Annotated in this window: 19 protein-coding genes, 15 tRNA genes, 2 rRNA genes and 2 riboswitches; of the genes, 32 read left to right on the top strand and 4 right to left on the bottom strand. The window is 46.3% G+C overall.

Features of this window, described 5'->3' with window-relative positions; translation table 11 throughout:
- The first annotated feature begins 41 nt into the window (after positions 1–41).
- Positions 42–174, top strand: a riboswitch (TPP riboswitch).
- Between the two features lie 90 nt (positions 175–264).
- The 20 genes from thiS (at position 265) to NST47_RS33245 (ending at position 8,805) form a co-directional block, all read left to right on the top strand.
- A complete protein-coding gene (gene thiS / locus NST47_RS33340; RefSeq protein ID WP_076229932.1) occupies positions 265–465 on the top strand; it encodes a sulfur carrier protein ThiS in 201 nt (66 codons plus the stop codon).
- Positions 466–559: 94 nt separating this feature from the next.
- On the top strand, positions 560–1,333 hold the full coding sequence (locus NST47_RS33335) for a thiazole synthase (protein WP_076229933.1): 774 nt from the start codon (positions 560–562) through the stop codon (positions 1,331–1,333).
- A 425-nt stretch (positions 1,334–1,758) separates the two neighbouring features.
- A 16S ribosomal RNA gene (locus NST47_RS33330) occupies positions 1,759–3,301 on the top strand.
- A gap of 233 nt (positions 3,302–3,534) precedes the next feature.
- A 23S ribosomal RNA gene (locus NST47_RS33325) occupies positions 3,535–6,457 on the top strand.
- Together the 16S and 23S rRNA genes with 15 tRNA genes alongside form the textbook arrangement of a ribosomal RNA operon.
- Positions 6,458–6,560: 103 nt before the next feature.
- Positions 6,561–6,636: transfer RNA gene (locus NST47_RS33320), tRNA-Asn, on the top strand.
- A 3-nt stretch (positions 6,637–6,639) separates the two neighbouring features.
- Positions 6,640–6,729, top strand: a tRNA-Ser gene (locus NST47_RS33315).
- Positions 6,730–6,746: 17 nt separating this feature from the next.
- Positions 6,747–6,821 (top strand) — tRNA-Glu (locus NST47_RS33310).
- A 6-nt stretch (positions 6,822–6,827) separates the two neighbouring features.
- Positions 6,828–6,903: transfer RNA gene (locus NST47_RS33305), tRNA-Val, on the top strand.
- A 16-nt stretch (positions 6,904–6,919) separates the two neighbouring features.
- Positions 6,920–6,993: transfer RNA gene (locus NST47_RS33300), tRNA-Met, on the top strand.
- Between the two features lie 41 nt (positions 6,994–7,034).
- Positions 7,035–7,111 (top strand) — tRNA-Asp (locus tag NST47_RS33295).
- 40 nt (positions 7,112–7,151) lie between these two features.
- A tRNA-Phe gene (locus tag NST47_RS33290) sits at positions 7,152–7,227 on the top strand.
- Between the two features lie 12 nt (positions 7,228–7,239).
- A tRNA-Thr gene (locus tag NST47_RS33285) sits at positions 7,240–7,315 on the top strand.
- A gap of 55 nt (positions 7,316–7,370) precedes the next feature.
- Positions 7,371–7,455, top strand: a tRNA-Tyr gene (locus tag NST47_RS33280).
- A 7-nt stretch (positions 7,456–7,462) separates the two neighbouring features.
- Positions 7,463–7,536 (top strand) — tRNA-Trp (locus tag NST47_RS33275).
- Positions 7,537–7,550: 14 nt separating this feature from the next.
- Positions 7,551–7,626, top strand: a tRNA-His gene (locus NST47_RS33270).
- A gap of 15 nt (positions 7,627–7,641) precedes the next feature.
- Positions 7,642–7,713 (top strand) — tRNA-Gln (locus NST47_RS33265).
- A 13-nt stretch (positions 7,714–7,726) separates the two neighbouring features.
- Positions 7,727–7,801, top strand: a tRNA-Gly gene (locus NST47_RS33260).
- Positions 7,802–7,813: 12 nt separating this feature from the next.
- A tRNA-Cys gene (locus tag NST47_RS33255) sits at positions 7,814–7,887 on the top strand.
- Positions 7,888–7,901: 14 nt separating this feature from the next.
- Positions 7,902–7,987, top strand: a tRNA-Leu gene (locus NST47_RS33250).
- Positions 7,988–8,274: 287 nt separating this feature from the next.
- A complete protein-coding gene (locus tag NST47_RS33245) occupies positions 8,275–8,805 on the top strand; it encodes a hypothetical protein (RefSeq protein WP_341158961.1) in 531 nt (176 codons plus the stop codon).
- Between the two features lie 153 nt (positions 8,806–8,958).
- Here NST47_RS33245 and NST47_RS33240 read toward each other — a convergent pair whose 3' ends face one another.
- Positions 8,959–9,528, bottom strand: coding sequence for a ribonuclease H-like YkuK family protein (locus NST47_RS33240; RefSeq protein WP_341158960.1), 570 nt, complete (start codon positions 9,526–9,528; stop codon positions 8,959–8,961).
- A 514-nt stretch (positions 9,529–10,042) separates the two neighbouring features.
- Positions 10,043–10,210 carry a hypothetical protein gene (locus NST47_RS33235; protein WP_179097729.1) on the bottom strand — a complete coding sequence of 56 codons (168 nt, stop codon included), beginning with the start codon at positions 10,208–10,210 and terminating at the stop codon, positions 10,043–10,045.
- A 74-nt stretch (positions 10,211–10,284) separates the two neighbouring features.
- Positions 10,285–10,429, bottom strand: a riboswitch (cyclic di-AMP (ydaO/yuaA leader).
- Between the two features lie 203 nt (positions 10,430–10,632).
- Here NST47_RS33235 and NST47_RS33230 point away from each other — a divergent pair.
- The 11 genes from NST47_RS33230 to NST47_RS33180 all read left to right on the top strand — a co-directional run bounded on the left by NST47_RS33230 (position 10,633) and on the right by NST47_RS33180 (position 23,249).
- Entirely contained in the window at positions 10,633–10,917 is a 285-nt protein-coding gene (locus NST47_RS33230; RefSeq protein WP_341158959.1) for a hypothetical protein, read from the top strand.
- A gap of 40 nt (positions 10,918–10,957) precedes the next feature.
- Positions 10,958–11,266 (top strand): hypothetical protein, encoded by a 309-nt coding sequence (locus tag NST47_RS33225; protein WP_076237643.1) that lies wholly within the window; start codon positions 10,958–10,960, stop codon positions 11,264–11,266.
- Positions 11,267–11,372: 106 nt separating this feature from the next.
- Positions 11,373–14,255 carry a hypothetical protein gene (locus tag NST47_RS33220; RefSeq protein WP_341158958.1) on the top strand — a complete coding sequence of 961 codons (2,883 nt, stop codon included), beginning with the start codon at positions 11,373–11,375 and terminating at the stop codon, positions 14,253–14,255.
- Positions 14,256–14,363: 108 nt separating this feature from the next.
- Positions 14,364–15,299: a YbjN domain-containing protein gene (locus NST47_RS33215; RefSeq protein WP_341158957.1), complete on the top strand. Its 936-nt coding sequence runs from the start codon at positions 14,364–14,366 to the stop codon at positions 15,297–15,299.
- Positions 15,300–15,543: 244 nt separating this feature from the next.
- Entirely contained in the window at positions 15,544–16,941 is a 1,398-nt protein-coding gene (gene thrC, locus NST47_RS33210) for a threonine synthase (protein ID WP_341158956.1), read from the top strand.
- Between the two features lie 143 nt (positions 16,942–17,084).
- Complete coding sequence (gene ybaK, locus NST47_RS33205) at positions 17,085–17,564, top strand: Cys-tRNA(Pro) deacylase (RefSeq protein WP_341158955.1); 480 nt, start codon at positions 17,085–17,087, stop codon at positions 17,562–17,564.
- Between the two features lie 55 nt (positions 17,565–17,619).
- Positions 17,620–18,561, top strand: a complete 942-nt coding sequence (locus NST47_RS33200) for an aldo/keto reductase (RefSeq protein WP_341158954.1) — start codon at positions 17,620–17,622, stop codon at positions 18,559–18,561.
- 72 nt (positions 18,562–18,633) lie between these two features.
- Positions 18,634–20,517 (top strand): SpoIIE family protein phosphatase, encoded by a 1,884-nt coding sequence (locus NST47_RS33195; RefSeq protein WP_341158953.1) that lies wholly within the window; start codon positions 18,634–18,636, stop codon positions 20,515–20,517.
- Between the two features lie 176 nt (positions 20,518–20,693).
- Positions 20,694–21,572 (top strand): radical SAM/SPASM domain-containing protein, encoded by an 879-nt coding sequence (locus tag NST47_RS33190; protein WP_341158952.1) that lies wholly within the window; start codon positions 20,694–20,696, stop codon positions 21,570–21,572.
- A 23-nt stretch (positions 21,573–21,595) separates the two neighbouring features.
- A complete protein-coding gene (locus NST47_RS33185) occupies positions 21,596–22,213 on the top strand; it encodes a rhomboid family intramembrane serine protease (protein ID WP_341158951.1) in 618 nt (205 codons plus the stop codon).
- A gap of 277 nt (positions 22,214–22,490) precedes the next feature.
- Positions 22,491–23,249: a phytanoyl-CoA dioxygenase family protein gene (locus NST47_RS33180; RefSeq protein ID WP_341158950.1), complete on the top strand. Its 759-nt coding sequence runs from the start codon at positions 22,491–22,493 to the stop codon at positions 23,247–23,249.
- Positions 23,250–23,279: 30 nt separating this feature from the next.
- Here the strand turns inward: NST47_RS33180 and NST47_RS33175 are convergent, their stop codons facing one another.
- On the bottom strand, positions 23,280–24,137 hold the full coding sequence (locus NST47_RS33175; RefSeq protein WP_341158949.1) for an AraC family transcriptional regulator: 858 nt from the start codon (positions 24,135–24,137) through the stop codon (positions 23,280–23,282).
- 114 nt (positions 24,138–24,251) lie between these two features.
- Here NST47_RS33175 and NST47_RS33170 point away from each other — a divergent pair, with 114 nt between their 5' ends.
- Complete coding sequence (locus NST47_RS33170; protein WP_341158948.1) at positions 24,252–24,557, top strand: Dabb family protein; 306 nt, start codon at positions 24,252–24,254, stop codon at positions 24,555–24,557.
- Between the two features lie 90 nt (positions 24,558–24,647).
- Here NST47_RS33170 and aspA read toward each other — a convergent pair whose 3' ends face one another.
- On the bottom strand, positions 24,648–26,072 hold the full coding sequence (gene aspA, locus NST47_RS33165) for an aspartate ammonia-lyase (protein WP_341158947.1): 1,425 nt from the start codon (positions 26,070–26,072) through the stop codon (positions 24,648–24,650).
- Between the last annotated feature and the right edge of the window lie 138 nt (positions 26,073–26,210).

The raw sequence follows: 26,210 nt of genomic DNA, 5'->3' as shown, positions 1-26,210 counted from the left end.
TGCGACAAATGTTTATTCTTTTGATATAATATCGATAATTGAATACCCACTGGGGGAGCCTCTGATGTTGAGGCTGAGATAAGGAAGTACATTCCTTGACCCTTGGAACCTGATCGGCATGCGGCTAGCATGCTTCTGGATGATACCAGCGTAGGGAAGTGGACGAGCGCAGAGCCTGTTGTTATGGGGTGTTAATTGCGAAGTCAACCAACCGATGCGGTTGGTTTTTTTGTTGATTTATGATCAGAAAGGCAGGTGTTTTATATGCTATTAACCATCAATGGGGAAGAGCGAGAGGTGGAACAGCTTTCAACGGTTGCCGAGTTGCTAACCCTGTTTAAGCTGGAACAAAAAATCCTGGTCATCGAATTGAATAGGGACATTGTTGACCGTGATGCTTATGCCAATACGCCTTTACAGGAAGGTGACAAGCTGGAAATCGTGCATTTTGTTGGCGGGGGCTAAATCCAACCTCCATACATAGGGTTACGAGCTGGCATGTCTGTTTCTTAATAAGAAGTGTAAATAAATGTAAGCAATAACATTGGAGGGTTAAGGTATGAGTGATGTATTAAAAATAGGACCGTATGAGTTTAAATCGAGATTGCTATTGGGAACAGGGAAGTTTACGGATTTGGGTGTGCAAAATCTGGCTGTGCAGGCTTCTGAAGCTGATGTTTTAACATTTGCTATCCGCAGGCTGCCTATCGATAACCCGGAGGCACCTAATTTTTTAGAAACGCTTGATTTGAAAAAATTCACGCTGCTGCCTAACACTGCAGGTGCTTTTAGTGTAGAGGAAGCGGTTCGTATCGCCAAGCTTGCGCGAGCTACAGGTTTGTGTGACATGATTAAGGTTGAAGTTATTGGTGATCCGAGAACATTGCTGCCCGATCCAATCGGTACATTAGAGGCGACCAAAATTTTGGTGGATCTCGGTTTTATCGTATTGCCATACACATCCGATGATCCGATATTGGCGCGAAAGCTTCAAGAAGCCGGTGCGGCTGCAGTTATGCCGGGTGCATCGCCAATTGGCTCCGGACAAGGAATCGTCAACCCTAACCAGCTACGATTTATTATTGAGGAAGCCAAAGTCCCTGTTATTGTTGATGCTGGAATTGGCAGCCCATCAGATGCAGCTTTAGCAATGGAGCTCGGTGCTGATGGTGTGCTGCTTAATACAGCAGTTTCAGGTGCCCAGGACCCTGTACTCATGGCTGAAGCCTTCAAGCTAGCCGTTATTGCGGGTCGTAAAGGCTTCCTGGCCGGACGTATTGCCAAGAAGAGGTATGCTTCTGCCAGCAGCCCAATTGAAGGTATGATTGAATAATTAATCGTTACCTTGGAACATAATAAAGCTTGGGAGATTAGAGCGTTTGCGCTAGGGATGGCAGGCTCTTTTCTCACCATAAACTTATTTTCGATTTAGTGCTTGACTTACAAACACAGTATATGATACATTACTTCTCGCCGCTAAAAACGGTACAAGCATTAACAAGCAAGTCGAGTGTTATGAAGTTTAGAAGAAAAAAATAACACTTGCATTGAATCGGGTTAGTGTGGTATATTAAGAAAGTCGCCGCTAAAATTAATTCAGATAAACAACTTAATTGAAGCTGACGAATTTATTGATTTCCAAAATGCATGACAGATATAGATTGTCCTTTGAAAACTGAATCAACGAGTGAGTAAATAGCAGTACAAGAGAATGCAAATTCTCGTCAGCAGTGAATGAGTACAAATCAAAGTTCTACCTTAATGGAGAGTTTGATCCTGGCTCAGGACGAACGCTGGCGGCGTGCCTAATACATGCAAGTCGAGCGGATTGTTCCTTCGGGAACAGTTAGCGGCGGACGGGTGAGTAACACGTAGGCAACCTGCCTACAGGATCGGGATAACTACCGGAAACGGTAGCTAAGACCGGATAGGTGATTGAGACGCATGTCTGAATCAAGAAACACGGAGCAATCTGTGACCTGTAGATGGGCCTGCGGCGCATTAGCTAGTTGGTGAGGTAACGGCTCACCAAGGCGACGATGCGTAGCCGACCTGAGAGGGTGAACGGCCACACTGGGACTGAGACACGGCCCAGACTCCTACGGGAGGCAGCAGTAGGGAATCTTCCGCAATGGACGCAAGTCTGACGGAGCAACGCCGCGTGAGTGATGAAGGTTTTCGGATCGTAAAGCTCTGTTGCCAGGGAAGAAAGGCCAGGAGAGTAACTGCTCCTGGATTGACGGTACCTGAGAAGAAAGCCCCGGCTAACTACGTGCCAGCAGCCGCGGTAATACGTAGGGGGCAAGCGTTGTCCGGAATTATTGGGCGTAAAGCGCGCGCAGGCGGTCATTTAAGTTTGGTGTTTAATTCCGGGGCTCAACCCCGGGTCGCATCGAAAACTGGGTGACTGGAGTGCGGGAGAGGAAAGTGGAATTCCACGTGTAGCGGTGAAATGCGTAGAGATGTGGAGGAACACCAGTGGCGAAGGCGACTTTCTGGACCGTAACTGACGCTGAGGCGCGAAAGCGTGGGGAGCAAACAGGATTAGATACCCTGGTAGTCCACGCCGTAAACGATGAGTGCTAGGTGTCGGGGGTTTCAATACCCGCGGTGCCGAAGTTAACACAGTAAGCACTCCGCCTGGGGAGTACGCTCGCAAGAGTGAAACTCAAAGGAATTGACGGGGACCCGCACAAGCAGTGGAGTATGTGGTTTAATTCGAAGCAACGCGAAGAACCTTACCAGGTCTTGACATCCCGATGTAACACCTAGAGATAGGTGCCCTCTTCGGAGCATTGGAGACAGGTGGTGCATGGTTGTCGTCAGCTCGTGTCGTGAGATGTTGGGTTAAGTCCCGCAACGAGCGCAACCCTTGGATTTAGTTGCCAGCATTGAGTTGGGCACTCTAGATCGACTGCCGGTGACAAACCGGAGGAAGGCGGGGATGACGTCAAATCATCATGCCCCTTATGACCTGGGCTACACACGTACTACAATGGCCGGTACAACGGGAAGCGAAACCGCGAGGTGGAGCGAATCTTTAGAAGCCGGTCTCAGTTCGGATTGCAGGCTGCAACTCGCCTGCATGAAGTCGGAATTGCTAGTAATCGCGGATCAGCATGCCGCGGTGAATACGTTCCCGGGTCTTGTACACACCGCCCGTCACACCACGAGAGTTTACAACACCCGAAGTCGGTGGGGTAACCCGCAAGGGAGCCAGCCGCCGAAGGTGGGGTAGATGATTGGGGTGAAGTCGTAACAAGGTAGCCGTATCGGAAGGTGCGGCTGGATCACCTCCTTTCTATGGAGATATTGCTTCTGCAAACGAAGCGTATCAGTAATACAAGTTGCCAATGGCAACAACAACGCTCACTCGTTGATCAGTTTTGAGAGGATAAACTTTCTCTCTGTAAAGCTTGTTCCTTGAAAACTAGATACCGAAACGAAACAAATGTTTAGAGCAGCGTTACTTAACTTCGGTTGAGTAACATCCAAATAGATCGATTCTTCGGAATCGAACTTATTAGCGGAATTGGTTAAGCTAATAAGAGCACACGGAGGATGCCTAGGCACTAGGAGCCGAAGAAGGACGTGGCGAACGACGAAATGCCTCGGGGAGCCGTAAGCAGGCTTTGATCCGGGGATGTCCGAATGGGGGAACCCGCATGAGGTAATGCTCATGTACCATGTAGTGAATACATAGCTACATAGGAGGCATACGAGGGGAACTGAAACATCTAAGTACCCTCAGGAGAAGAAAACAAAAGTGATTCCGTCAGTAGCGGCGAGCGAACGCGGAACAGCCCAAACCTAAGAGCTTGCTCTTAGGGGTTGTGGGACGTCAACATCGGGTTAGCAGAATAGGTGAAGCAGTCTGGAAAGGCTCATCACAGAGGGTAACAATCCCGTAACCGAAAATCTGCGACACCTGTAGACGGATCCCGAGTACCGCGAGACACGTGAAACCTCGTGGGAATCCGGCAGGACCATCTGCCAAGGCTAAATACTCCCTAGTGACCGATAGTGAAGCAGTACCGTGAGGGAAAGGTGAAAAGAACCGCGGGAGCGGAGTGAAATAGAACCTGAAACCGTGTGCTTACAAAAAGTCAGAGCCCGTTTATGGGTGATGGCGTGCCTTTTGTAGAATGAACCGGCGAGTTACGTTCCCGTGCAAGGTTAAGGTGAAGAGCCGGAGCCGCAGCGAAAGCGAGTCTGAATAGGGCGCTTGAGTACGTGGACGTAGACCCGAAACCGTGTGATCTACCCCTGCCCAGGGTGAAGGTGCGGTAACACGCACTGGAGGCCCGAACCCACGCATGTTGAAAAATGCGGGGATGAGGTGGGGGTAGCGGAGAAATTCCAATCGAACTCGGAGATAGCTGGTTCTCCCCGAAATAGCTTTAGGGCTAGCCTCGGAGTTGAGAGTCGTGGAGGTAGAGCACTGATTGGGTGCGGGGCCCGCCAAGGGTTACCAAGTCCAGTCAAACTCCGAATGCCACAGACTTTTATCCGGGAGTCAGACCGTGAGTGCTAAGATCCATGGTCAAGAGGGAAACAGCCCAGACCATCAGCTAAGGTCCCCAAGTGCAGGTTAAGTGGGAAAGGATGTGGAGTTGCCCAGACAACCAGGATGTTGGCTTAGAAGCAGCCACCATTGAAAGAGTGCGTAATAGCTCACTGGTCGAGTGACTCTGCGCCGAAAATGTAACGGGGCTAAACCTGCCACCGAAGCTATGGCTCGAACAAGTAATTGTTCTTGGGTAGGGGAGCGTTGTGTAGAGGTTGAAGGTGTACCGTAAGGAGCGCTGGACACTACACAAGTGAGAATGCCGGTATAAGTAACGAAAAGACAAGTGAGAATCTTGTCCGCCGAAAGCCTAAGGGTTCCTGAGGAAGGCTCGTCCTCTCAGGGTAAGTCGGGACCTAACGCGAGGCCGAAAGGCGTAGTGGATGGACAACTGGTTGAAATTCCAGTACCACCGTGAACCGTTATGAGCAATGGGGTGACGCAGAAGGATAGTGACGCGGACTGATGGATGTCCGTCCAAGCAGCGAGGCTGGTGTGTAGGCAAATCCGCACATCGATAAGGCTGAGCTGTGATGGGGAGCGAAAATTGCAGTAGCGAAGGTCATGAGTTCAAGCTGCCAAGAAAAGCCTCTAGCCAGGGAGAAGGTGCCCGTACCGCAAACCGACACAGGTGGGCGAGCAGAGTATGCTAAGGCGCGCGGAAGAACTCTCGTTAAGGAACTCGGCAAAATGACCCCGTAACTTCGGGAGAAGGGGTGCCTCGGTAGGGTGAATAGCCCGAGGGGGCCGCAGTGAAAAGGCCCAAGCGACTGTTTAGCAAAAACACAGGTCTGTGCGAAGCCGTAAGGCGAAGTATACGGGCTGACGCCTGCCCGGTGCTGGAAGGTTAAGGGGAGTGGTTAACCGCAAGGTGAAGCTATGAACCGAAGCCCCAGTAAACGGCGGCCGTAACTATAACGGTCCTAAGGTAGCGAAATTCCTTGTCAGGTAAATTCTGACCCGCACGAATGGCGTAACGACTTGGGCGCTGTCTCAACGAGAGATCCGGTGAAATTTTACTACCTGTGAAGATGCAGGTTACCCGCGACAAGACGGAAAGACCCCATGGAGCTTTACTGCAGCTTGATATTGAACTTGGGTACGATCTGTACAGGATAGGTGGGAGCCAAAGAAGCATGAGCGCCAGCTTGTGTGGAGGCGACGTTGGGATACCACCCTGATCGTATCCGAGTTCTAACCTCGCACCGTAATCCGGTGCAGGGACCGTGTCAGGTGGGCAGTTTGACTGGGGCGGTCGCCTCCTAAAATGTAACGGAGGCGCCCTAAGGTTCCCTCAGAATGGTTGGAAATCATTCGCAGAGTGTAAAGGCACAAGGGAGCTTGACTGCGAGACAAACAGGTCGAGCAGGGACGAAAGTCGGGCTTAGTGATCCGGTGGTACCGAATGGAAGGGCCATCGCTCAACGGATAAAAGCTACCCTGGGGATAACAGGCTTATCTCCCCCAAGAGTCCACATCGACGGGGAGGTTTGGCACCTCGATGTCGGCTCATCGCATCCTGGGGCTGAAGTAGGTCCCAAGGGTTGGGCTGTTCGCCCATTAAAGCGGTACGCGAGCTGGGTTCAGAACGTCGTGAGACAGTTCGGTCCCTATCTGTCGTGGGCGCAGGAAATTTGAGAGGAGCTGTCCTTAGTACGAGAGGACCGGGATGGACGTACCGCTGGTGTACCAGTTGTTCCGCCAGGAGCACGGCTGGATAGCTACGTACGGAAGGGATAAGCGCTGAAAGCATCTAAGCGCGAAGCCCCCCTCAAGATGAGATTTCCCAATTAGTAAGACCCCTTATAGACGATGAGGTAGATAGGTTCGGGGTGGAAGTGCCGCAAGGTATGGAGCTGACGAATACTAATCGGTCGAGGGCTTATCCAAGAAAGAGTCTTGCAAGCGAAAGCGAGTAAGACGCGCTGCTCAAGCGTAAAGTGTAAGTTTCGGATCTAGTTTTCAGGGTGCAAACCTTGAATTGTAGTCATATTCCCTGATAGCTCAGTTGGTAGAGCACTCGACTGTTAATCGAGTTGTCACAGGTTCGAGTCCTGTTCGGGGAGCCATATGGAGAGGTGTCCGAGTTTGGTCGAAGGAGCACGATTGGAAATCGTGTAGGCGCCACAAGCGTCTCAAGGGTTCGAATCCCTTTCTCTCCGTAGTCATTATTGAATAAGGCCCGTTGGTCAAGTGGTTAAGACACCTCCCTTTCACGGAGGTAACAGGGGTTCGAGTCCCCTACGGGTCACCAAAGCAAGGGCGCTTAGCTCAGCTGGGAGAGCATCTGCCTTACAAGCAGAGGGTCGGCGGTTCGATCCCGTCAGCGCCCACCATATATGTATTGATTGACGCGGGGTGGAGCAGCCCGGTAGCTCGTCGGGCTCATAACCCGAAGGCCGCAGGTTCAAATCCTGCCCCCGCAACTTAATAACTTTCGAAGACAAGTCAGCTTCGAAAACATTGTGGAGCCGTGGTGTAGTGGCCCAACATGCCTGCCTGTCACGCAGGAGATCGCGGGTTCGAATCCCGTCGGCTCCGCCACTAATCATTTCCTGTAAGGGAATATGAGAATGAAATAAAAGGCTCGGTAGCTCAGTCGGTAGAGCAGAGGACTGAAAATCCTCGTGTCGGCGGTTCGATTCCGTCCCGAGCCACCATTTCTACTTTATGCCGTTGTAGCTCAACTGGTAGAGCAACTGACTTGTAATCAGTAGGTTGGGGGTTCAAGTCCTCTCGACGGCACCAGTACTTTTTTGTTAAAGCATTAACATGGCTTTAAGATGTACTGACAATTGAATATGGAGGATTAGTGAAGTGGCTAAACACGGCAGACTGTAAATCTGCTCTCTCTGAGTTCGGTGGTTCGAATCCATCATCCTCCACCATTTTTATAGGGGCATAGTTTAAAGGTAGAACAAAGGTCTCCAAAACCTTTGGTGTGGGTTCAATTCCTGCTGCCCCTGCCAATCTTACAACTGTGGCGGTCGTGGCGAAGGGGTTAACGCACTGGTCTGTGGCTCCAGCATTCGTGGGTTCAAGTCCCATCGATCGCCCCATTATTTTTTTAGTAATGGGGATTAGCCAAGCGGTAAGGCAACGGACTTTGACTCCGTCATCCCTAGGTTCGAATCCTAGATCCCCAGTATTATTAATCATGCGGAAGTGGCTCAGCGGTAGAGCATCGCCTTGCCAAGGCGAGGGTCGCGGGTTCGATTCCCGTCTTCCGCTCCATAATGCATTATTGGCGCCATAGCCAAGTGGTAAGGCAGAGCTCTGCAAAAGCTCTACCCCCAGTTCGAGTCTGGGTGGCGCCTCCATTTTTATTACACTCGCCGGAGTGGCGGAATCGGCAGACGCACAGGACTTAAAATCCTGCGGTAGGTGACTACCGTACCAGTTCAAGTCTGGTCTTCGGCATACGAGAAATATCAAGGGTTGTTGGTTAAATCTTGTGCAAGACAAACTTAAAAGCTTCTTTGATTCTTACCTGAATACATCATTCAGATTAGGACCAAAGAAGCTTTTTTGTTATAGTAATGAAAACAGTTGACGCAAACTAAAATGGGATAAGGAAGTGTTATGTATGGTTCTTATAAGAAAATCTAGCTGCCGCACATGATTTTTACAAGAGTAAGGGATATGATATTAATAGGTATCGATTTTCAAAGAAGCTATAGATTAGGGGAAATAGGGAGGTGATTGATGTGGAATATGTTAGAGATTATGTGATGTATTCGGCTATTTTCGGAATTTTTAGTTTTAGCTGGTTTGGCTGGGCTCAGGAGAATCCAAGAAAAAGCTGGCGCAAGTATATAGGGATTGCTTCAGCAGTTCCACTTGTAATTGGTTTAATTGGTATCTACTTAAGTATTAAACATTGGCATGATCACACTGCTTTATCGGAACCAGGTGTGTTTCATAATTATTTGTATTTCGTATTTATTGAATTTTTTCTAGCAGCGATTGGTGCTTTTCTATTAATTAAATTTAAACGTAATGACTATACGGCCCCATGGATTGCATTTGTTGTAGGTGTTCATTTTTTTTGGTTAAAAAGTGTTTTTAAAGATCCAAGCTTGTATATATTGGCGGTACTCCTCATTGGTGTTGCATTGATTTCATTATTCGTATCTAAAAAGCTTAACATCGCTAATAGTGCTATAACAGGTATAGGCGCTGGGACCGTTCTGCTCTGCTTTGCGATATTAGGATTGATCCGGTTCTTAATGCCATAAAAGTTAAGGATAGTTAAAAGTTGTAGGAACAGGTGGTCGGTCTTGGAAGCCTGCATATTTGAAAACCTCACCCAAGGAAATGCCGGAGTTGTACCGGCAAACCTGGCACAGAGCATGATCCCTTCGCAAGTACCACGATAACAAGTTTATGGGTCAAATAATAATTTGATGTTTTTTCTTCGAATAGCGGTTGGCGTAAGCTGATGCTACATATGAATCCGGTTTAATAATCGGCACCATACCTAACGATTGAACACGTAATACCATCTCCGCTACATATAAAGACGTTTTATTTTTAACGTGATCCGAGCCTGCGTCAATATGAATATACGATTCGAAAGAAGCTCCTTTATATACAAAAGGGAGAACGATATCCTCCATTTGCCGACGTTTTTCATCACTAAAATACAAAGCAATTTCCTCACTTAATGCGGTTTCGGTCGAAAGTTTTTCTTTGATCGAAGCAATGGCCCGTGGGATGATAACCTGCCGGTAGCAGGCCCATGCTCCATTACCAGGACGCTGAATCACAACACCCGTAATAAATTGTGTGTAGCCTTGATGGACCTGGCAATCGGTGCCTATAATAAATTTGTAAGCTGCTTTAGGATCAAGCTGAATAAAATCGATAATTCGCTCATGGACCTGCTTAAGGCTTAAGCCTTGCTCCGAGGTATTGCGAAACGTTAACGAATGGGTTAGCACATCATCTTGATTGTTCATGAAATTTCACCTGTACCCAAGGCTCGGTATTCTTCCTCTCTTCTTATTATTTTGGCAGGAAAGGCGGAATTCAACCACCGCTCACGTAATCAAGTACGGTTATCACTTGGCTATACTCTATATATTATGATCGAAACAGCAGAATTTGAACCTGTAACCCCATGAGCCCATAGTTATGCAGGAATTAGTCTAAGCTGCTGCAGATCGATTGGAATTGTAAGGAGTGAAATCAAATCGTGGATGCTTGCAGAGAAGTTGGCTCGGTTTAATATTCAAATTCAAGGTGCAATCAGAATAATCGATGTGTAGGATGGCTCTCCATATGAGTGAAGATTGCGGGGATCTAGTACTGGGTGCAAGAAATCATGTAAAAAATATTTTGAAAAACTGTGATAGAGGGTAAGATAATGATGGGAATGATTGAATAGTAATCAGCCATATGCTGGATATTGACGGAATGCATATCAGAAGGCACTAAATCTGAAAATAACGCATAGGCTGATCGAAGTTGGATTCAGTCGGGGACTACAAAATAATTTTTTCCAAATAGCTCAATGCTTGAATTTTCCTCTGTACATTGCTCTTGGCGTTCGACCAAGGAGTGGATGAATTCGTAAGCGGCGCGCTGATCATTTTCGTTCAAGCCTTCGAGCATACGAAATAGTTTTTCCTTATGGACCATGGTAAAATCCTCCTATCGAGTATTTTGAAAAACAGAAAAAACACAAGGCTAGACCTTGTGTTAATGAACACATCTATCCTTCCCACTTTCGCTTCCGAGGTTAGCTGACGGATTCGGACTGTGAGAATTAGCCCTACGATATGCACTCACGCATATCGATTCACCCCAATTACTTGGTTCCCCCGGTTTTCTATACAGAAAACTCAGCGATTATTATTCAAATATGAAATTATAAGAGTCAACGTTCTAATTATTACACAGATTCCTCAAAAGTGAAACACAAATTCTTTTTTCTACATAAATCGACTCACAGATATACTAATCGGGTGAAAATTGGTATGATGTATATATAGTTTAGAGTGGTACGGAGGGCAGCTCGTTGAACAGCTGGCTTTTTACAGGAAGAATAGGGGTTTGGTCAAATGTCTCGGATCTTGGCTCATTTATTTTTATTTTGCGATACGAATAAAGACAGCTCGAAGATACTAAGAATCACCCGATACGGTCATGGTGAGGAAGTCAGCGAACATGCCTGTGATGGAATCAGTTTTGAAATGGCCTCTTACGATAGCCTGAACATTATTGAAAATCAAGGCAAGCGTGCATGGTCGTTCATGCTGGAAGGCTGTACTTCTCATTATGAAGAGAAAAGTGCCAAATTGTATCACTCGAATGAATTGTATCTGCTTTTTGAATTTTTCGATTAGAAGTAAAAAAATGGTTATCAAGAAAAGGGGAACACCGAGAGTGCTGATCAAGTTGAATTTCACTATTAAAGGAAAAGTAGCCATCGAAAATTTTACCAACGATGAATTGCTTGAAATTTTTGCGCGGTATATCAATACGTTAACCAAGAAATATGCGGTTGATGCTGTCGTACCCGTCGAAGGAAATCAGAGCATTGTTGCGGACGGCTCTTTAAAAGTGACACTGGAAAATGTTAACTGCGACGTGGACACCTTCTTCAAGGAACTGGGCAGAGATATCAAAATTCCTTTAAAGAAAAGACTCGAAGGCAAGCTGGATAACGTATTTAAAACAGAGGTTGTCAAATAACGGAAGTATCACGAAATAAAAATCAGTACGACAACAGCATCTGTTGCTTGAAACAGATGCTGTTGTTGTATTTGCGTATATAGACGAAGGGTAAGGAGTGTTCGTTATGGGTGAACGGGTACCTGAAAATCGATCTAATAGCCAGACAAGAGAGGTTCAAACAAGTTCTCCTACTGCTGAGATAGAAATCATGCCTGCGACGAATTCACACCAATTGACGCCTGCACGCATTTTGCAGCTGCAAAGCACGCTTGGTAATCGAGCCGTTCAAGGCTTGGTGCAAAGAATGCGTAATGATGCATCTGTCATTCAGCGAGCCGTAGGAGGGGCTACAGCGACTCCTACAGGCGGTACAGCAGTCACCTCAACTGTTCCTTCATTAACGCCTGCAGAGCAGCGTAAGTTGGATTTGGAGGCGGAGCGCGATATCGTAGTTCCAGCGTTGGCAGTTCAAGCTCTCGGGGAAGTGAGAGAAAAGGTCAAGCAGGAAACGACTGCTTATTTGAAAACGGATTCGAAAGCAAAGGGCATACGCGATAGCGTTACCAACAAAGCGATTGCGGATGTGAAAGCAAATATCGATGCTGATCTGACGGCATCGGCTAACGAGAAGGCTGACGCCAAGAAGTTTGCGGCCCAGCATGCTGAATCCAGTGGAGCTGTAGGCAAGGCATTAGCGGCTTATGCCGAGGAGCTGACAACGGCCAAGGTTGCCGAAGATAATAAGACAGAGCTGGAGAAGAAGGCCAAGGAAGGCTTTGAACTGGTTGTGCCGAAAACCAAGGTTGCCCTTGATGTTCAAAAGAGCAAGGCTGCTGAGGAAGCAAAAAAGAAAATGGATACCTATGCCAAGACCTTAATCAAGACGTATAGCGGCACATCCAAATTGGAAATCGTCAGAAATGCAGAGCAGGACAATACCTTTATTAATACCAAGGTCAACGTGGGTACGGCGGGCAGCGAGGAGATTCAGAAGCGCCACAGCTTGGATGGTGGTCTTGCTTTTACAGCAGAATACGAGAAGGTATACCAAGATGTGTTGGTAGCGCCAATGAAAAAGGCTGCTTTATTTAAACTGGGCGTAGGCCGCAGAGAATTCCGCAGATCCAAGGAACTGAACGAATTCCGTCAAAAGCTTAAGGACAGTGCGCGCGAACAGGCACGTGCAGATATTGATTCGGATATTGACACGAATTCGTTAACGGCAAGCAAGGGAGAAATGACGAAGCAATACTATGCGATGGCAGCTAAAACGAAGGCTTATGCAGGCTCAAAGGTTTCAGTTGATGCCGTGATGGGTGCTGAGGCTGATGCCATTGTCGAAAGAATTGTGCCCAAAATAAGCACAACTGAGGGGCTGCAGCAGGCCGGTAAAACATCGGCGTATGATATAGCAAGAGAGAATGCACAAGCAACTGACAAAATCAAGGCAGCGGCGGTATCAGGAGCTACGCTGAAGGCAACAGAATTGTTAAAGGAGAAGAAAAACGAAGCGATCAATGATGCCAGAAAGCTGACGAAGGGTGATAAGGAAGTTGCAGGGTCAACTCCCGATGCGGCTAAGACAGCTGAAATCAATACTGGCGTGAAAACGAAAGTCACCCGAGATGAAATCGGCAAGAAGGCGATCAAGGAATCGGTTACGGCAGATAACTTAAGCAGCGGATTTGCGAAGCTTGGCAAACTGATTGATATCTCCACGCCGAATGCCGGAGATGCAAGCTCCTTCGATGTTGAATTGAAAATTCCGTTTGCATCGGCCAGCGGCGGAGGGCAAGCTTACTTCTTGTTCGGCTTCGGGGGCGAGGCCGAGAGGGAAAGTGACGAATTATCGGTCAACACCCAGATTACATTAGGTGCCGGTTTTCAAACCTTTGGTTTTGATGCCAACTTCCGATTAGGTCTGTTTCTGGAAGCCAAAGGTAAAGACACCACCAATGTGATGAATCTGCTCTCTTATGGATTATATAGACAGGTTCCGCAAAGCGCGGCTGAATATTTCTGGGGTCAAGGCGGTAAATCAGGGGAATCTAAACAGATTGAAGCCGAAAAATGGGCCATGATGATTGAAGAACAGGATATGAGCGGAGACGGCTCGGTCGATGTTGGTTTACTTATGAAAATTGCCATGGAGGCCAATGCAGGTGTTGCCGAGTTTTCCGCAGAGCTTGCGTTCAAGCGGCTTAGCCGTTACAACAAGGAAGTTATTGCAGAGAAGGGCAAGGATGCTGCAGGCGTTAAGCTTCCAGCAAATCTGCGTGGAGCCAATATAGGTAAGGGTGAGATTCGTAACGTAGTAGATGCCGCAACAGAGATTGAGATCAAATTCGGTAAGGACAGCGTCGCCTTTGGTTTTGAGGGTTCCATGGTTTTTGTGAGGACGGGTGGCGATTTAAAAATAAGAGAGCTGAGTCTTGAAGCTTCCGGTACGGTACCATCGCAATTCGGAGAAGAGAGCGGTGATTTCACACGGATTGCATCGAAGATTTCAGCAGCCTGCGTAGGCAGCGGCAAGAATTTGATCGCTTTACTGAAAAAGACTGCTAATCAGGAGTCGGATAGAGGCACGCGAGCTGTTGGTACTGCTCTTGATTCCGGCAGTGATGCCTTGTTCATGGGGGATCATTTTGACCAGATAGGAGCAAGCCTTGCAGAGAAAATCCAAGGTGACGAGACCGTAAATGACACGATTCGCAGTTGGGTTACAGGCGATGAGATGCGCTCCAGTGCATCGGAGACGGTTAACAAGATTGGATTGTCCAACGCGCTTAAATTTGCATTATCATTTGAGAAGAAATGGAATGCGGCGGGTATCGGGGGAGATTGGGAGGTTGCTCTTGAGGCCAGCCAGGTGAAGTCAATGGAGGTTGATGCCGAAATTGTCAAGGTTGCTGTGGAGAAGTCCAAGCGACTGGGCAAAATTGGTCTTGCCAGCAAGGGCGGCGCGCTGAGCGGTTCGGCTGAGGCGCTGGGCCATGAAATTGCATAGAATAACCAAGCAATGCAACTCGCAAATTTAATGCATTCCATATTCAACGACAACAATAAAGGATATCGATGGTGGTATATAGCGATAATGAGAATTAGGAGGAAGCAGATGGCGGATCATGGAGCAAATGCCGAGGCAGAGTCAAGATTGGAGCTGGATCATCCGCTGACGTTCACAACATTAACAGGCGATCCCATACATGCTCGTTTGAAGCGGTTGGCCCTGGCCACAGGGGATCATCTAGCGACTTGTACGATCGGCTTTGAAGTGGAATGGTCAACGTATGTGCTCATACTTGCAGGTGATTGGTTTGGTATGTTCTCTGCAACAAGAGAAGGTACCACTGCCGGGCTTCTGAATGAGGGACAGTCGGTTGAACTCCAGGCATCTTTAAGGCAAAGCCTGCTCAAGGCTGTATTGCACAATCAGGCTGATGTAGAGGATATTCTAAAGACCTTGCTGCAAGAACAAACTGATGGCGTACTGCCACTTAGAATGAGTGAATGCTGGTTAATAGAAGAGGTTAAGCAGTTAGTCGAGCTTCCTGATGAATTGACGGGTGGCGTATTGAAGCAGGGTTATCGCACCCTATGGGCGGATCAGGGAGTTATCAAGTCGGAGGAAGCTGATCCATCGGTTGCAGCATTGAACGAAATCGTGGAAAGCTACCTGACCCGTCTGGAATGGAGCTATGAACGCATTGACGACACGATTCTTCGATTGACCTTTCGAGGAGATCATGGACAATGGGTTGTCCTTGTTCGTACAGATGAAGCGAAGCAGCTATGTATCGTATATTCGATTTACCCGCAGCTGGTAACCGAGCCGTATCAAACAGCAATGGCTGTGTTTCTGAATCAGGAAAATTATGATTTGGCTGTTGGCAACTTTGAGATGGACATGTCAGATGGAGAACTACGGTATCGTACTGGAATTGATGTAGAGCATGGTCGTTTGACGAGTGAGTTGTTTGGACAGCTGTTTACAACGAATATCGCGATCATGGACGAGTATTTTGAGCGTATTGCTGAGGAAATGAACTAAATCCAGGCGGGCAATGATCGCATTCTACATAGGTAATATAAGAGGGAACACGAAAATTGATATGGAACACCTGTTGATACAACGGGTGTTTTTTATGTTTTTTTATTGACTTTTATACAGCAGGCGTTTGATTATCAACAAATTTCAAATCATCACTTGGTTATCGCTCCGAATAAAGGTAAAATAGAGTTAATGACAACTATAACCCTATCCTAATGGAATGAAATTATTGGAGGAACGAAAGATGAAGTATATCAGCACCAGAGGTAATGTGGAAGCAAGAGGTTTTATAGAAACAGTTCTAATGGGACTTGCTGACGATGGCGGCTTGATGATCCCTGAGGAGATCCCTGTGGTTTCAGCGGCGACCTTGAAGGAATGGGAAGCTTTAAGCTATCAGGAGCTATTCTTGAAAATTTTCTCTTATTATACGAATGATGAAATCCCTTACGAGGATTTAAAGGATATGGTAGCTAAAAGCTACTCCAGCTTCCGTAATCCGGAAGTGACGCCTGTACAAACGATTACCGATAAGCTCCATATCCTGGAGCTGTTCCATGGACCGACCTTCGCGTTCAAAGACGTGGCTTTGCAATTTATGGGCGAGCTTTACTCGTATATTTCCAAGAAGCAAGGCGAGATTATTCATATTCTCGGAGCAACCTCGGGAGATACGGGTGCTGCTGCAATCCAGGGAGTACGCGGTAAAGAAGGGATTCGTATTTGTGTGCTGCATCCGCATCTCAAGGTGAGTAAGGTGCAGGAGCTTCAGATGACAACCGTCAATGATGCGAATGTATTGAATTTAGCCGTTAAGGGCAACTTTGACGATTGCCAAGGGGTCATTAAGGAGCTGTTCGGTGATCTGGAATTTAAAGGCAAGCACCATTTGCGGGCAATCAATTCGATCAACTTCGTGCGGATTTTGGCGCAAACCGTTTATTACTTCTATGCCTATCTGCAGGTAGCCAAGCAGCAAAAGCTGGAGAAGATCAATTTCAGCATTCCGTCAGGCAACTTTGGCAACGTGTTCTCCGGTTATTTGGCCAAAAAAATGGGGCTTCCGATCAATAAGCTTATTATTGCCACCAATGAAAACAATATTTTGGAGCGTTTTATCAAAACCGGCGTCTACAAAAGCGGTGATTTCCTTAGCACGCACAGTCCGTCCATGGACATTCAGATTGCCAGCAATTTCGAACGTTACTTGTATTATTTCTTAGGCGAGGATTCGCAGAAGGTATCCGAGTATATGAAGAAGTTCCAGCAAGAAGGGCAAATTGTAATTGATGCCGAAGACCTGAAACGGGTACAAGCTGAGTTCTCTGCCCATGGTGTGAAAAATGCCGAGTGTTTGGAGATTATCGGAAAATACAAGGCTGAGCACGATTACTTGCTGGACCCGCATACAGCATGCGGTATAGCGGCATATGAGACGTTTGGTAACGACAATGAGGTATGTGTATCCTTTGCAACGGCACATCCTGCTAAATTCGACGAAGCCATCCGTCTGATTGATATTAAGCAGCAGTTCCCGTCTGAGATCGAGCAACTGCTTTCCCTGCCTCAGTATCAAACTATTGTGAATAACAGCAAGGAAGAAATCGTTGCACAGCTTGAAGCGTTTTATAACCGTGCATAGGATCAAAGCACCTCTTGTATCTGTATTATAATTAGGCGAACGTCGGGATTCGGTGCAACCGTGCTCTGCGTTCGCCTTCTTCATAACTATAAATATCTCAAATCGATTGAATTGTTTACATGAAGGGTTGGAATAAAATCTCTATGTCTGCAAAAACCAATGCTTGTCGAATATTGGACGCTCTCCATATTTCATACACGTTACATGAGTACGATTGGGACGAAGATCAACTGGATGCTTACACTGTAGCTGATAAGGTGGGCTTGCCAGCGGATCAAATTTATAAAACGCTTGTATTGCGCGGAGATAAAAATGGGATTATGATGGCTTGTATTCCTGGCGATGCCGAGCTTAACTTAAAAAGCTTAGCCCAGGCAAGTGGGAATAAGAAGGTCGAGATGGTTGCCGTAAAAGAAATTCAAGCTTTAACCGGCTACATTCGTGGAGGAGTCTCACCTCTGGGAACGAAGAAAAAGTATCCTTTTTATTTAGCGCCAGCTGCTGTGAACGTAAACCCCGTCAGTATCAGTGCAGGTCGCCGCGGCTTGCAAATATTTCTTAAAGGTGAAGATTTGGCTGCCGCCTCAGAAGCTATTCTAGTAGACATCACAAGCCATTCATAATACGATAATGTAGACGTATGCAAAATCTTTAATCCTATATTGAGGAGTGATTGACTTGGATTATGTAACTTTGGGTAGGACCGGTTTACAGGTAAGCGTCATGAGTCTGGGGGCTGGCGGTAGCAGCAGGTTAGGCATGCAAACGATTAAAAGCGAGCAGGAAGCCGCGACGATTGTCGCTAAAGCGATTGAGTTCGGCATTAATCTGATTGACACGGCCGAAGCCTATGGCACCGAAAATGTGGTGGGGGCAGGTCTGCTGCATATCGCAAGAGAGTCGGTATACATATCCACCAAGTATTCGCTTCAACATAATAAGGTATTAAAGCGCCCAGACGATTTTGAAAAAAGTGTCGATCAAAGCTTGTCCAATTTGAAAACCGATTATATCGATATTTATCATCTGCATGGTGTGGCTGCTGCTGATTACGCCTATGCGGTAGAGCATTTGGTACCGGAAATGATCAAAATGCAGGAAAAAGGTAAAATTCGTTTTCTCGGTATCACCGAAGCTTTTGGATCAGACCCCACACATCGGATGCTGCATCAAGCTATTCAGGATGATTGCTGGGATGTGATGATGGTCGGGTTTAATATGTTAAACCAGAGCGCACGGGCTCAAATTTTTGAAGCTACGATCGCCAAAAATATTGGAGTTCTCGACATGTTCGCGGTAAGGAGAGCCTTGTCGCATCCAGAGGCATTAACCGAGATTATTACGAGCCTGCTTGCCGAAGGAAAGCTGGATCCTGATAAGGTCAAGCCAGTCAACAGCCTGGATTTCCTCGTGCATCAGCATGGTGCTGAAAGCATCATGGATGCGGCTTACCGCTTTTGCAGATATGAGCCGGGCATTCATTCCGTGTTGATGGGAACCGGCAATGTCCAGCATCTGGCGGATAATATTGCATCAGCGAACCGACCTCCGCTGCCAGAGGCTGATATTCAGAAGCTGAAGGATATGTTTGGCACGATTGATAGCGTGACGGGCAATTAAGCTGACGCCTACGTGCTGGAGCAGCTCTATCGGCTACGAGGATGTCTAAAGCTATTAAATAGGGGTGCACGGATGTCGAATGTATTCAAACCAGAGACAAATTTGAAAGCCAAACCTGCCTTCGATTCGGGAGTAACGAAGGTCATGATATTGGCTAGTGTATTGATCGTATTTTCGATTGTGCTAATCGGCACATTTGTGTATTTCTTTACGGAAAACGAAGTCGTCAAAAAGTTGAAAAGCCGTGATCTTGAGACGATTGCCCAGTCTATCTCGTCCAAGGTAGATGCTAGGATTGACAAGGAAATCGAAACCTCTTTGGTGTTTGCCAACGATCCAACGCTATTGAAATGGCTGCAGGAGGGGGAGAACAATGCGACGCTTGAGGCCATGGTTCACCAAAAAACAAATTATTTGCATCAAAACCTTGGCTACAGCACGACTTTTATAGCAAGCACGAAAACAAAGCATTACTGGGATGAAAATGGCAAGATTATCGAGACGATAAGCGAGCAAGATCCTGACGATAGCTGGTTCTTTGATTCCATCGCACTCAAGAAGCCATCCTCCATAAACTTTGATTACAATAACCAGCTTAAGGATACGTTTGCATTCGTGAACGCTTTGGCAGGTCCGGTTGATGCGCCCCTGGCAGTTGTGGGCGTAGGGATCAATCTTCATGAGCTGTCCAATAATTTTGCTTCCTACAAGGATGGTAAGGGTATCAATTTGTGGCTAATCGATAGCAAGGGATCGATTTATTTATCCGATGTATATGAGCATAATGGTAAAAATATCCGAGATGTATTGATAGACTCAGCCTCCAGCGACGTGCTCAGGCAGTTTGATACAACGACGCGAATTTTTGAATATGATTCCAAATCAGGCGAGCGGATGGATCTGATCAGCTACCCATTGAAATCGACGGATCTTCATCTGCTTGTTGAGGTGGAACGTAATGAGACGGTCTCTTTCCTGCGGACGATTAAATGGAATACGGTTCTGGCCGTGGCCGTTTCTATGGTTTCGATTGTGTTCTTCTTCTATTATATATCCCGCAAGCTGGCCAATCCTTATAAACGGGCGATTCTGTTGAACCAGGAGCTGGAGAGGCAGGTGAAGGAACGCACGAAGGAATTGTACGAGCGCAATCAGGAAATACTGGACAGCATTAATTACGCCAAGCTGCTGCAGGAGTCTGTTTTACCGAAGGAGCAGCAGTTAAAGGTGTTGTTTAATGAGCATTTTGTTATTTGGCGGCCGCGGGATGTTGTAGGCGGTGACTTTTACTGGTCCAAGCAATTCGGAGAACGAACGCTTGTAGCTGTTGGTGACTGTACAGGTCATGGTGTTCCAGGCGCATTCATGACACTTTTGGCCGTATCCGCACTCAACCGTATTGCAGATAGTGGAGAGATCGAGGACCCGGCATCGATTTTGAGTCAATTGAATCGCCTGTTGAAAGAAACACTTGGTCAGGATGGGCATGAAGGTGTGACTGATGACGGGCTGGACATCGGCATTTGTGCCATTGAACCGAATTGTGTCGTATTCGCAGGGGCCTCCTGCACCTTGCATCGCGTAGATGAGGATGGGGTATTGCAATCATGGAAGGGCAATCGCAGAAGCGTGGGTTATCGTAAAACCCCTTCCGATTATGAATATACAAACCATCTGATGCCAGAGGGCGAGGCCCGTTATTATATGACTACGGACGGCTTCTTCGATCAAAATGGCGGTGAACGCGATTATTCATTCGGTAAAAAACGATTCGCCGATATGATCGTTCGTTACGGGAATTTGTCCCTGATGGAACAGAAGGAATCGTTCCTCCATGAGCTGGAAACGTATATGGGCGCTGAAAGACAGCGTGATGATATTACGGTGCTATCCTTTCGAGCTGCCGATCAGATTGCTGCGGGAGCGGCAGAAGAAAGTACAGAAGAGGGAATATAGTGGGTCTGATAGACTTCAAAAATACGAGGAGACTATGGACATAGACTGTCATCCGGCCCCATCCTGTGCTATATTTAAAATGATGGAAAGTCTGCATGAGCATACTTGTGACTCATTGCAGGCTTTTTGTTATGCCAATGTGAACAAAGGTTTTAATAGAAATGGAGTGATAGCAGATGAAGAAATTTAAAAAGACTTATATCGAAATTACGAGCGTGTGCAACTTGGCCTGTACCTTTTGCCCGCAAACGAAGCGACAATCGAATTTTATTAAAATAGATGCGTTCACCAAAATTCTTGATGAGATTAAGCCGCACACGGATTATATTTATTTTCATGTAAAAGGTGAGCCTTTGCTTCATCCCCGGATCGATGAACTGCTGGATCTGAGCCATGAGCGAGGCTTCAAGGTCAATATTACGACCAATGGTACCTTGATTACCAAAAACAAACATAAAATTTTACCCAAGCCTGCGCTCAGACAGATGAATTTTTCTTTACACAGCTTTGACGGGCATGAAGGCTCGACAAATAAGGAAGCCTATATTATGAATATTTTGGATTTCGTGAAGGAAGCAGTCGCTACGACCCCTTTATTGGTTTCACTGAGGCTGTGGAATTTGGATACGGACAATACCACTAACCTCGAAAGAAGCCGGAATCGCGAAATTCTTGAAATGATTGAGAAAGCATTCGATCTGGACTTCAAAATTGAAGAGAAGTTTGTGCGCGGCAGCGGACTGAAAATTGCAAAGCAAATTTATTTGAATCAGGATCATGAATTTCAATGGCCGGATTTAAAGGAAGCTGAGGATGAAGGCAAGGGCTTCTGCCATGCGCTGCGCAATCAGGCTGCGATTCTGGTAGATGGTACGGTGGTGCCTTGCTGTCTCGACGGAGAAGGTGTTATCAATTTGGGCAACATTAATCAGACCCCTTTCTCCGAGATTGTAGAGGGAGAACGTGCCAACAATTTGTATAACGGTTTTTCCCGCAGAGAAGTCGTGGAAGAGTTGTGCAGAAAGTGCGGTTACCGACAAAGATTCAGCATGTAGCCAAAGCGAGAGGAAGTGAGTCCATGTTCGCACGAAGAGAAAGTTTAAAGGAATATATCAGCTTGTATCCGATCACAGCTCTGTTGATTCTTGTGAATATCGTGGTATGGGGGCTTATGGAGATATTCAGCTTATCCCAGAATCCGAACGTAACCCTGCTGCAATTCGGTGCCATATTTGATTTGCCGAATATGAAGGCGGAGGTTTGGCGTTATGCAGCTGCGATGTTTATTCATATCGGGTTTGCGCATTTGTTCTTTAACAGCTTTGCTCTCTATGTGTTTGCAGCGCCGCTGGAGCGCATGCTCGGTAAATGGAGATACCTGCTGACTTATATCGTATGTGGCATTACAGGAAATATATTCAGTATGTGGCTGCACAAGGATTATTTTGTCTCGGCTGGTGCATCTGGAGCAATTTACGGGATATATGCTGCGTTTTTATTTTTGGCGATATTTCGAAAGGATATTATCGATTACCAGACCAAGCAGACGCTGCTCGTTATTGTAGGGATCGGGTTCGCGAACTCGCTGTTCGTTCCCAACATCGATATCTATGCCCATCTGGGTGGCTTTGTTGGTGGTCTTGTGATGATGGCGTTAATCGTATTATCGATCAAAAGAAGACATCGCAGAGCATAGCTGCTTATCTTGAACAATGAGGAAAGTCGGAGACTGTCACAACCTGTATTCTTCTAAAAGGAAACAGGGACGGAGTTGTCCAGTAGTTGCGTTGGTATAACAGGGCTATCTTCTAACGGCTGAATTCGTGGCTGAGAGGATAGCTCTGTTTGTCTGATGACAAGATAAGTTAATTCCGCGCCGCGCACAAGATTGGCGAAGATAGTTGATGGATGGACCTTTACAATAAGAAGTATTCAAGCAGGACTAACTTATTGTCAAAGGAGAATGGAATAATATGGATGTTACTTTAACTGATGAACAATGGCAAACGTTTGAAGAGCAGGGGTATCTTAAGTTGGGCAAAGTACTTACGGAGCTTGAGCTGGCCGCGCTTTCTCAGCAGATCGATTATATTATGCTTGGCAAAGCTGGCTGCGATTACGATCGTTTGATGATGCAGCGTGAAGCCGGTGAGGGGCATGAGCAATCCAGCCAGACGCTTGGCTTTAAAGGCTCCACCTTGAACTATCGGAAGATAGAAAATCTGGAGTTCGATTCAATGTTCTTAACCTATTTGCAAAAACCGCTGTTTCGCGAAATATGCGATAAGGTGTATGGGAAGGATACGCGAATTTCCTGCTTTCGTGCTATGTTCATGAATAAACCCGCGCGTCACGGCTCGGTTCTGGCCTATCATCAGGATCGTTGGACCGATCTGGATCGTGACCCATTGGTTACGGTATGGACCGCATTGGACCCGGCAACCATAGAGAATGGGTGTGTGAAGATATTCCCCAAAACCCAGCATCGATTAATCAATCCGGAGAACCCTTCAGGCTTCATCACTTCGGATCAGGTTAGCCAGCTGGTGGAAAATGGGGAGCCTGTTCATTTGGAGCTTGAGCCCGGCGAAGCGGTACTCCTTCATAACTGGACCGTTCACGGATCTGAAGGAAATTCAAGCGAGCAATCCCGTCGTGCTTTTAGTGTATGCTATATGGATGCCAATACCGTGTCCGCTATGGGCAAGCAGTTTACCGTTGTCATGGACTGAGGTTCGTTGCGAGCTGAATAACGAAATTCATTATTTATTTTCCTTGCGGTAAGCGGCGGGTGTTTGTTTGGATATTTTCTTAAAAACTCTATAAAAATGCTGCAAGCTTTGAAAACCGCATTCCATGCCAATGTCGATGATAGATTTATCGGTTTGCAGCAGCTTTTTTTGGGCTTCGATTACCCTGCGATATTGCACATATTCGACAAACGTAAACCGGGTCACCTCACGGAATAAATGACTGATATAATATTTGCTTTTTCCAAATTGGGCGGTCAGATCATCCAACTGTATAGCTTCATCATAATGCTCGTCAATGTACTGAATAATGTCATGGACTTGATTCTCGGTGGGGTTCAACTTACGAATATTGCGCCGCAGGTCGCTTAATTTGTCGTATTCCATTAGCAGCAAAAGCAAGTGCAGCTTTATAGCCGGCTCCAGAGTGAAGTCGTCATGGCGAAATTTCAGTTTTTTACGAAGGTTCACGATATTGCGGAAAATTTCTTCCAATTTGACTCGCTGTTTGATCGTCAGACTGATTTTTTTATTTTGTTGCTGCTGGAGCTTATGAATCAACTGTCCGAGCTGAAGTGTTTGGATAAGCTCATTAATAAAGCTTTCTTTGAACTGAATCACATAACGGGTATATTCATGGTTCGGATTATAGAAGATGCGATGCAAATCGTAAGCATTGATCAGCAGCAGATCTCCATCCTGAATGCGATATTTCGTATCTTTAACAAAAATATCGATATCGGCCCGAATGAAAAAAGCGAGCTCATAAGAATCATGAAAATGCTCAAGCGGTTTGCGGCTTTCCTTTCCACTATCGGTGTAGTCAATGGAAAAGGCTTCTGTCATCATGAAGGAGCTGGGCTGATCCATAGCATCGAACCTTCCAAATTTACTTTAATAATAATAAGATAAGTTTATTACAAATCTTAGGATTATGGTATGATTTTATAGACACGTAATGAGGGTAAAAGGAGAGAATCGTACATGTATGAGCATATCGTGGCTTTTAAATTTAACAAGAATTACAAACCGGAGCACGAAAAACAGCTGTTGGAGAGTCTATTGTCCTTTAAAGGCCGGATTCCGGGGGTTGTTGAACTGACAGCGGGTGTGAATGTGACCGAAGAAACCGATAATATTCGCGGTTACACCCTGGGGCTTCGCGTCACATTTGAGGATAAGCAATCTTTGCAGCAGTACGGACCACATCCCGTGCACCAGCAATTCGTCCAATTATTGGATGGCATTATTGAAAGTGTTATTGTGATTGATTATCCAATTTCCCAATAATTGGAACAAATACAGTCACCACACATAGTTTTTCCAAAATAAAAAGTGATGATTCCACTCGGAAACCATCACTTTTTGTGTATGCCGGGATTATTGCGAGAGGAGCAGGGAAGCCCCGGCAATTCCCGGATTGGTCATTTCAAAAGGATCAAGGATCGTATTAAGGTCCTCTTCCGACAGCACGTTATACAGCAGGCACAAATCACGAACGGATTTGCCTGTTAAGATAGCTTCGCGTGCAATTCGGGCTGAAACCTCATATCCAAGATGCGGATTCAGAGCGGTCATAATGCCGACGCTTTTCTCCACATACTGCTTGCAGATCTCGATGTTGGCTTCGATGCCTTCGATACAATACGTTCTAAACACCTTCAGCGCCTGATTCATGATGCTTAAGGATTGCAGCAGGTTAAAAACAAGCACTGGTTCCATCACATTGAGCTCCAATTGTCCTGCTTCGGATGCCAGGCAAATCGTATGATCATTACCTATTACCTGGAAAGCAACCTGGTTCACAACCTCACACATGACAGGATTGACCTTGCCTGGCATGATGGAGGAGCCTGGTTGTCGGGCTGGAAGAGATATTTCACCAAGACCGGCACGAGGTCCAGATGCCATCAGACGGAGATCGTTGGCGATTTTGGACATATTGATCATGCAAATTTTGAGCGCAGCAGATACCTCTGTATAGGAATCCGTATTTTGTGTTGCATCAATTAAGTGCTCAGCTGATTGTAAGGGAAAGCCGCTTATTTCGGCCAGCAGCTCGGCGCACCTCGTAATATATCGTGGATCGGCATTCAGGCCTGTCCCCACTGCGGTTGCACCCATATTAACCTCGTACAAATGCTCCTTCGTTTGTCCAATCCGTTTAATATCCCTTCCCAGAACCTTGCTGTAAGCAGCAAATTCTTGACCGAGACGAATCGGAACCGCGTCCTGAAGATGCGTGCGTCCCATTTTGATCACACTGTCAAATTCTACGGCTTTGGTTTCAAACGTTTCTTTTAATTGCTCCATCGTGGTCAACAATTGATTAATTAAAGACAGAGCCGCGATATGGATGGCCGTGGGAAAAGCATCATTCGTGGATTGTGCCATGTTCACATGCGTATTTGGGCTTAATTTAAAATAATCACCTTTGGTTTCGCCAAGCAGCTCTAATGCGCGATTCGCAATAACCTCATTGGTGTTCATATTAATGGAGGTTCCTGCTCCGCCTTGAATGGGGTCAACTATAAATTGATCATGCCACTGTCCTGACAGGATTTCATCAGCAGCCTTAACAATGACCTCGCCAAGTCTTGCGTTCAATTGCTTCATTTCCATATTGGCAAGCGCGGCGGATTTCTTAACAATAGCCATAGCTTTAATGAGTTCTTCATGAATACGGTAACCGGTTATGGGGAAATTATCCACTGCACGTAAGGTTTGGATTCCATAATAGACATCTGCGGGTACTTCGCGTGAACCCAGGAAATCCTTCTCGATCCGAACTTGCTCTTGTGACATTGTAATAGCCTCCTGTTTGTATGAAGAAACCTACTATGAATGTAACAGTTATCATTATTTTGTGCAATGTACGGACAATCGTGGTACGTAGTTTAAAGTGATTCGTAACAAGAGTGCTGCATTCTTCCTCTGTTTCTC

It is taken from the genome of Paenibacillus sp. FSL H8-0034, from assembly GCF_038000305.1.
In the GTDB taxonomy this organism is placed as follows: Bacteria; Bacillota; Bacilli; order Paenibacillales; family NBRC-103111; genus Paenibacillus_S.
Note: the sequence above shows the minus strand (reverse complement) of the source record. Positions and strands in the feature narration are given on the sequence as shown.

Bases quoted from the DNA above. Each gene is read 5' to 3' on its own strand.
- NST47_RS33215 (WP_341158957.1), top strand. From the start codon at position 14,364: ATGGCGGATCATGGAGCAAATGCCGAGGCAGAGTCAAGATTGGAGCTG.
- NST47_RS33185 (WP_341158951.1), top strand. From the start codon at position 21,596: ATGTTCGCACGAAGAGAAAGTTTAAAGGAATATATCAGCTTGTATCCG.
- thiS (WP_076229932.1), top strand. From the start codon at position 265: ATGCTATTAACCATCAATGGGGAAGAGCGAGAGGTGGAACAGCTTTCA.
- NST47_RS33190 (WP_341158952.1), top strand. From the start codon at position 20,694: ATGAAGAAATTTAAAAAGACTTATATCGAAATTACGAGCGTGTGCAAC.
- ybaK (WP_341158955.1), top strand. From the start codon at position 17,085: ATGTCTGCAAAAACCAATGCTTGTCGAATATTGGACGCTCTCCATATT.
- NST47_RS33240 (WP_341158960.1), bottom strand. From the start codon at position 9,528: ATGAACAATCAAGATGATGTGCTAACCCATTCGTTAACGTTTCGCAAT.
- NST47_RS33170 (WP_341158948.1), top strand. From the start codon at position 24,252: ATGTATGAGCATATCGTGGCTTTTAAATTTAACAAGAATTACAAACCG.
- NST47_RS33230 (WP_341158959.1), top strand. From the start codon at position 10,633: ATGTCTCGGATCTTGGCTCATTTATTTTTATTTTGCGATACGAATAAA.
- aspA (WP_341158947.1), bottom strand. From the start codon at position 26,072: ATGTCACAAGAGCAAGTTCGGATCGAGAAGGATTTCCTGGGTTCACGC.
- NST47_RS33235 (WP_179097729.1), bottom strand. From the start codon at position 10,210: ATGGTCCATAAGGAAAAACTATTTCGTATGCTCGAAGGCTTGAACGAA.
- NST47_RS33175 (WP_341158949.1), bottom strand. From the start codon at position 24,137: ATGGATCAGCCCAGCTCCTTCATGATGACAGAAGCCTTTTCCATTGAC.
- NST47_RS33220 (WP_341158958.1), top strand. From the start codon at position 11,373: ATGGGTGAACGGGTACCTGAAAATCGATCTAATAGCCAGACAAGAGAG.
- NST47_RS33180 (WP_341158950.1), top strand. From the start codon at position 22,491: ATGGATGTTACTTTAACTGATGAACAATGGCAAACGTTTGAAGAGCAG.
- NST47_RS33335 (WP_076229933.1), top strand. From the start codon at position 560: ATGAGTGATGTATTAAAAATAGGACCGTATGAGTTTAAATCGAGATTG.
- NST47_RS33195 (WP_341158953.1), top strand. From the start codon at position 18,634: ATGTCGAATGTATTCAAACCAGAGACAAATTTGAAAGCCAAACCTGCC.
- thrC (WP_341158956.1), top strand. From the start codon at position 15,544: ATGAAGTATATCAGCACCAGAGGTAATGTGGAAGCAAGAGGTTTTATA.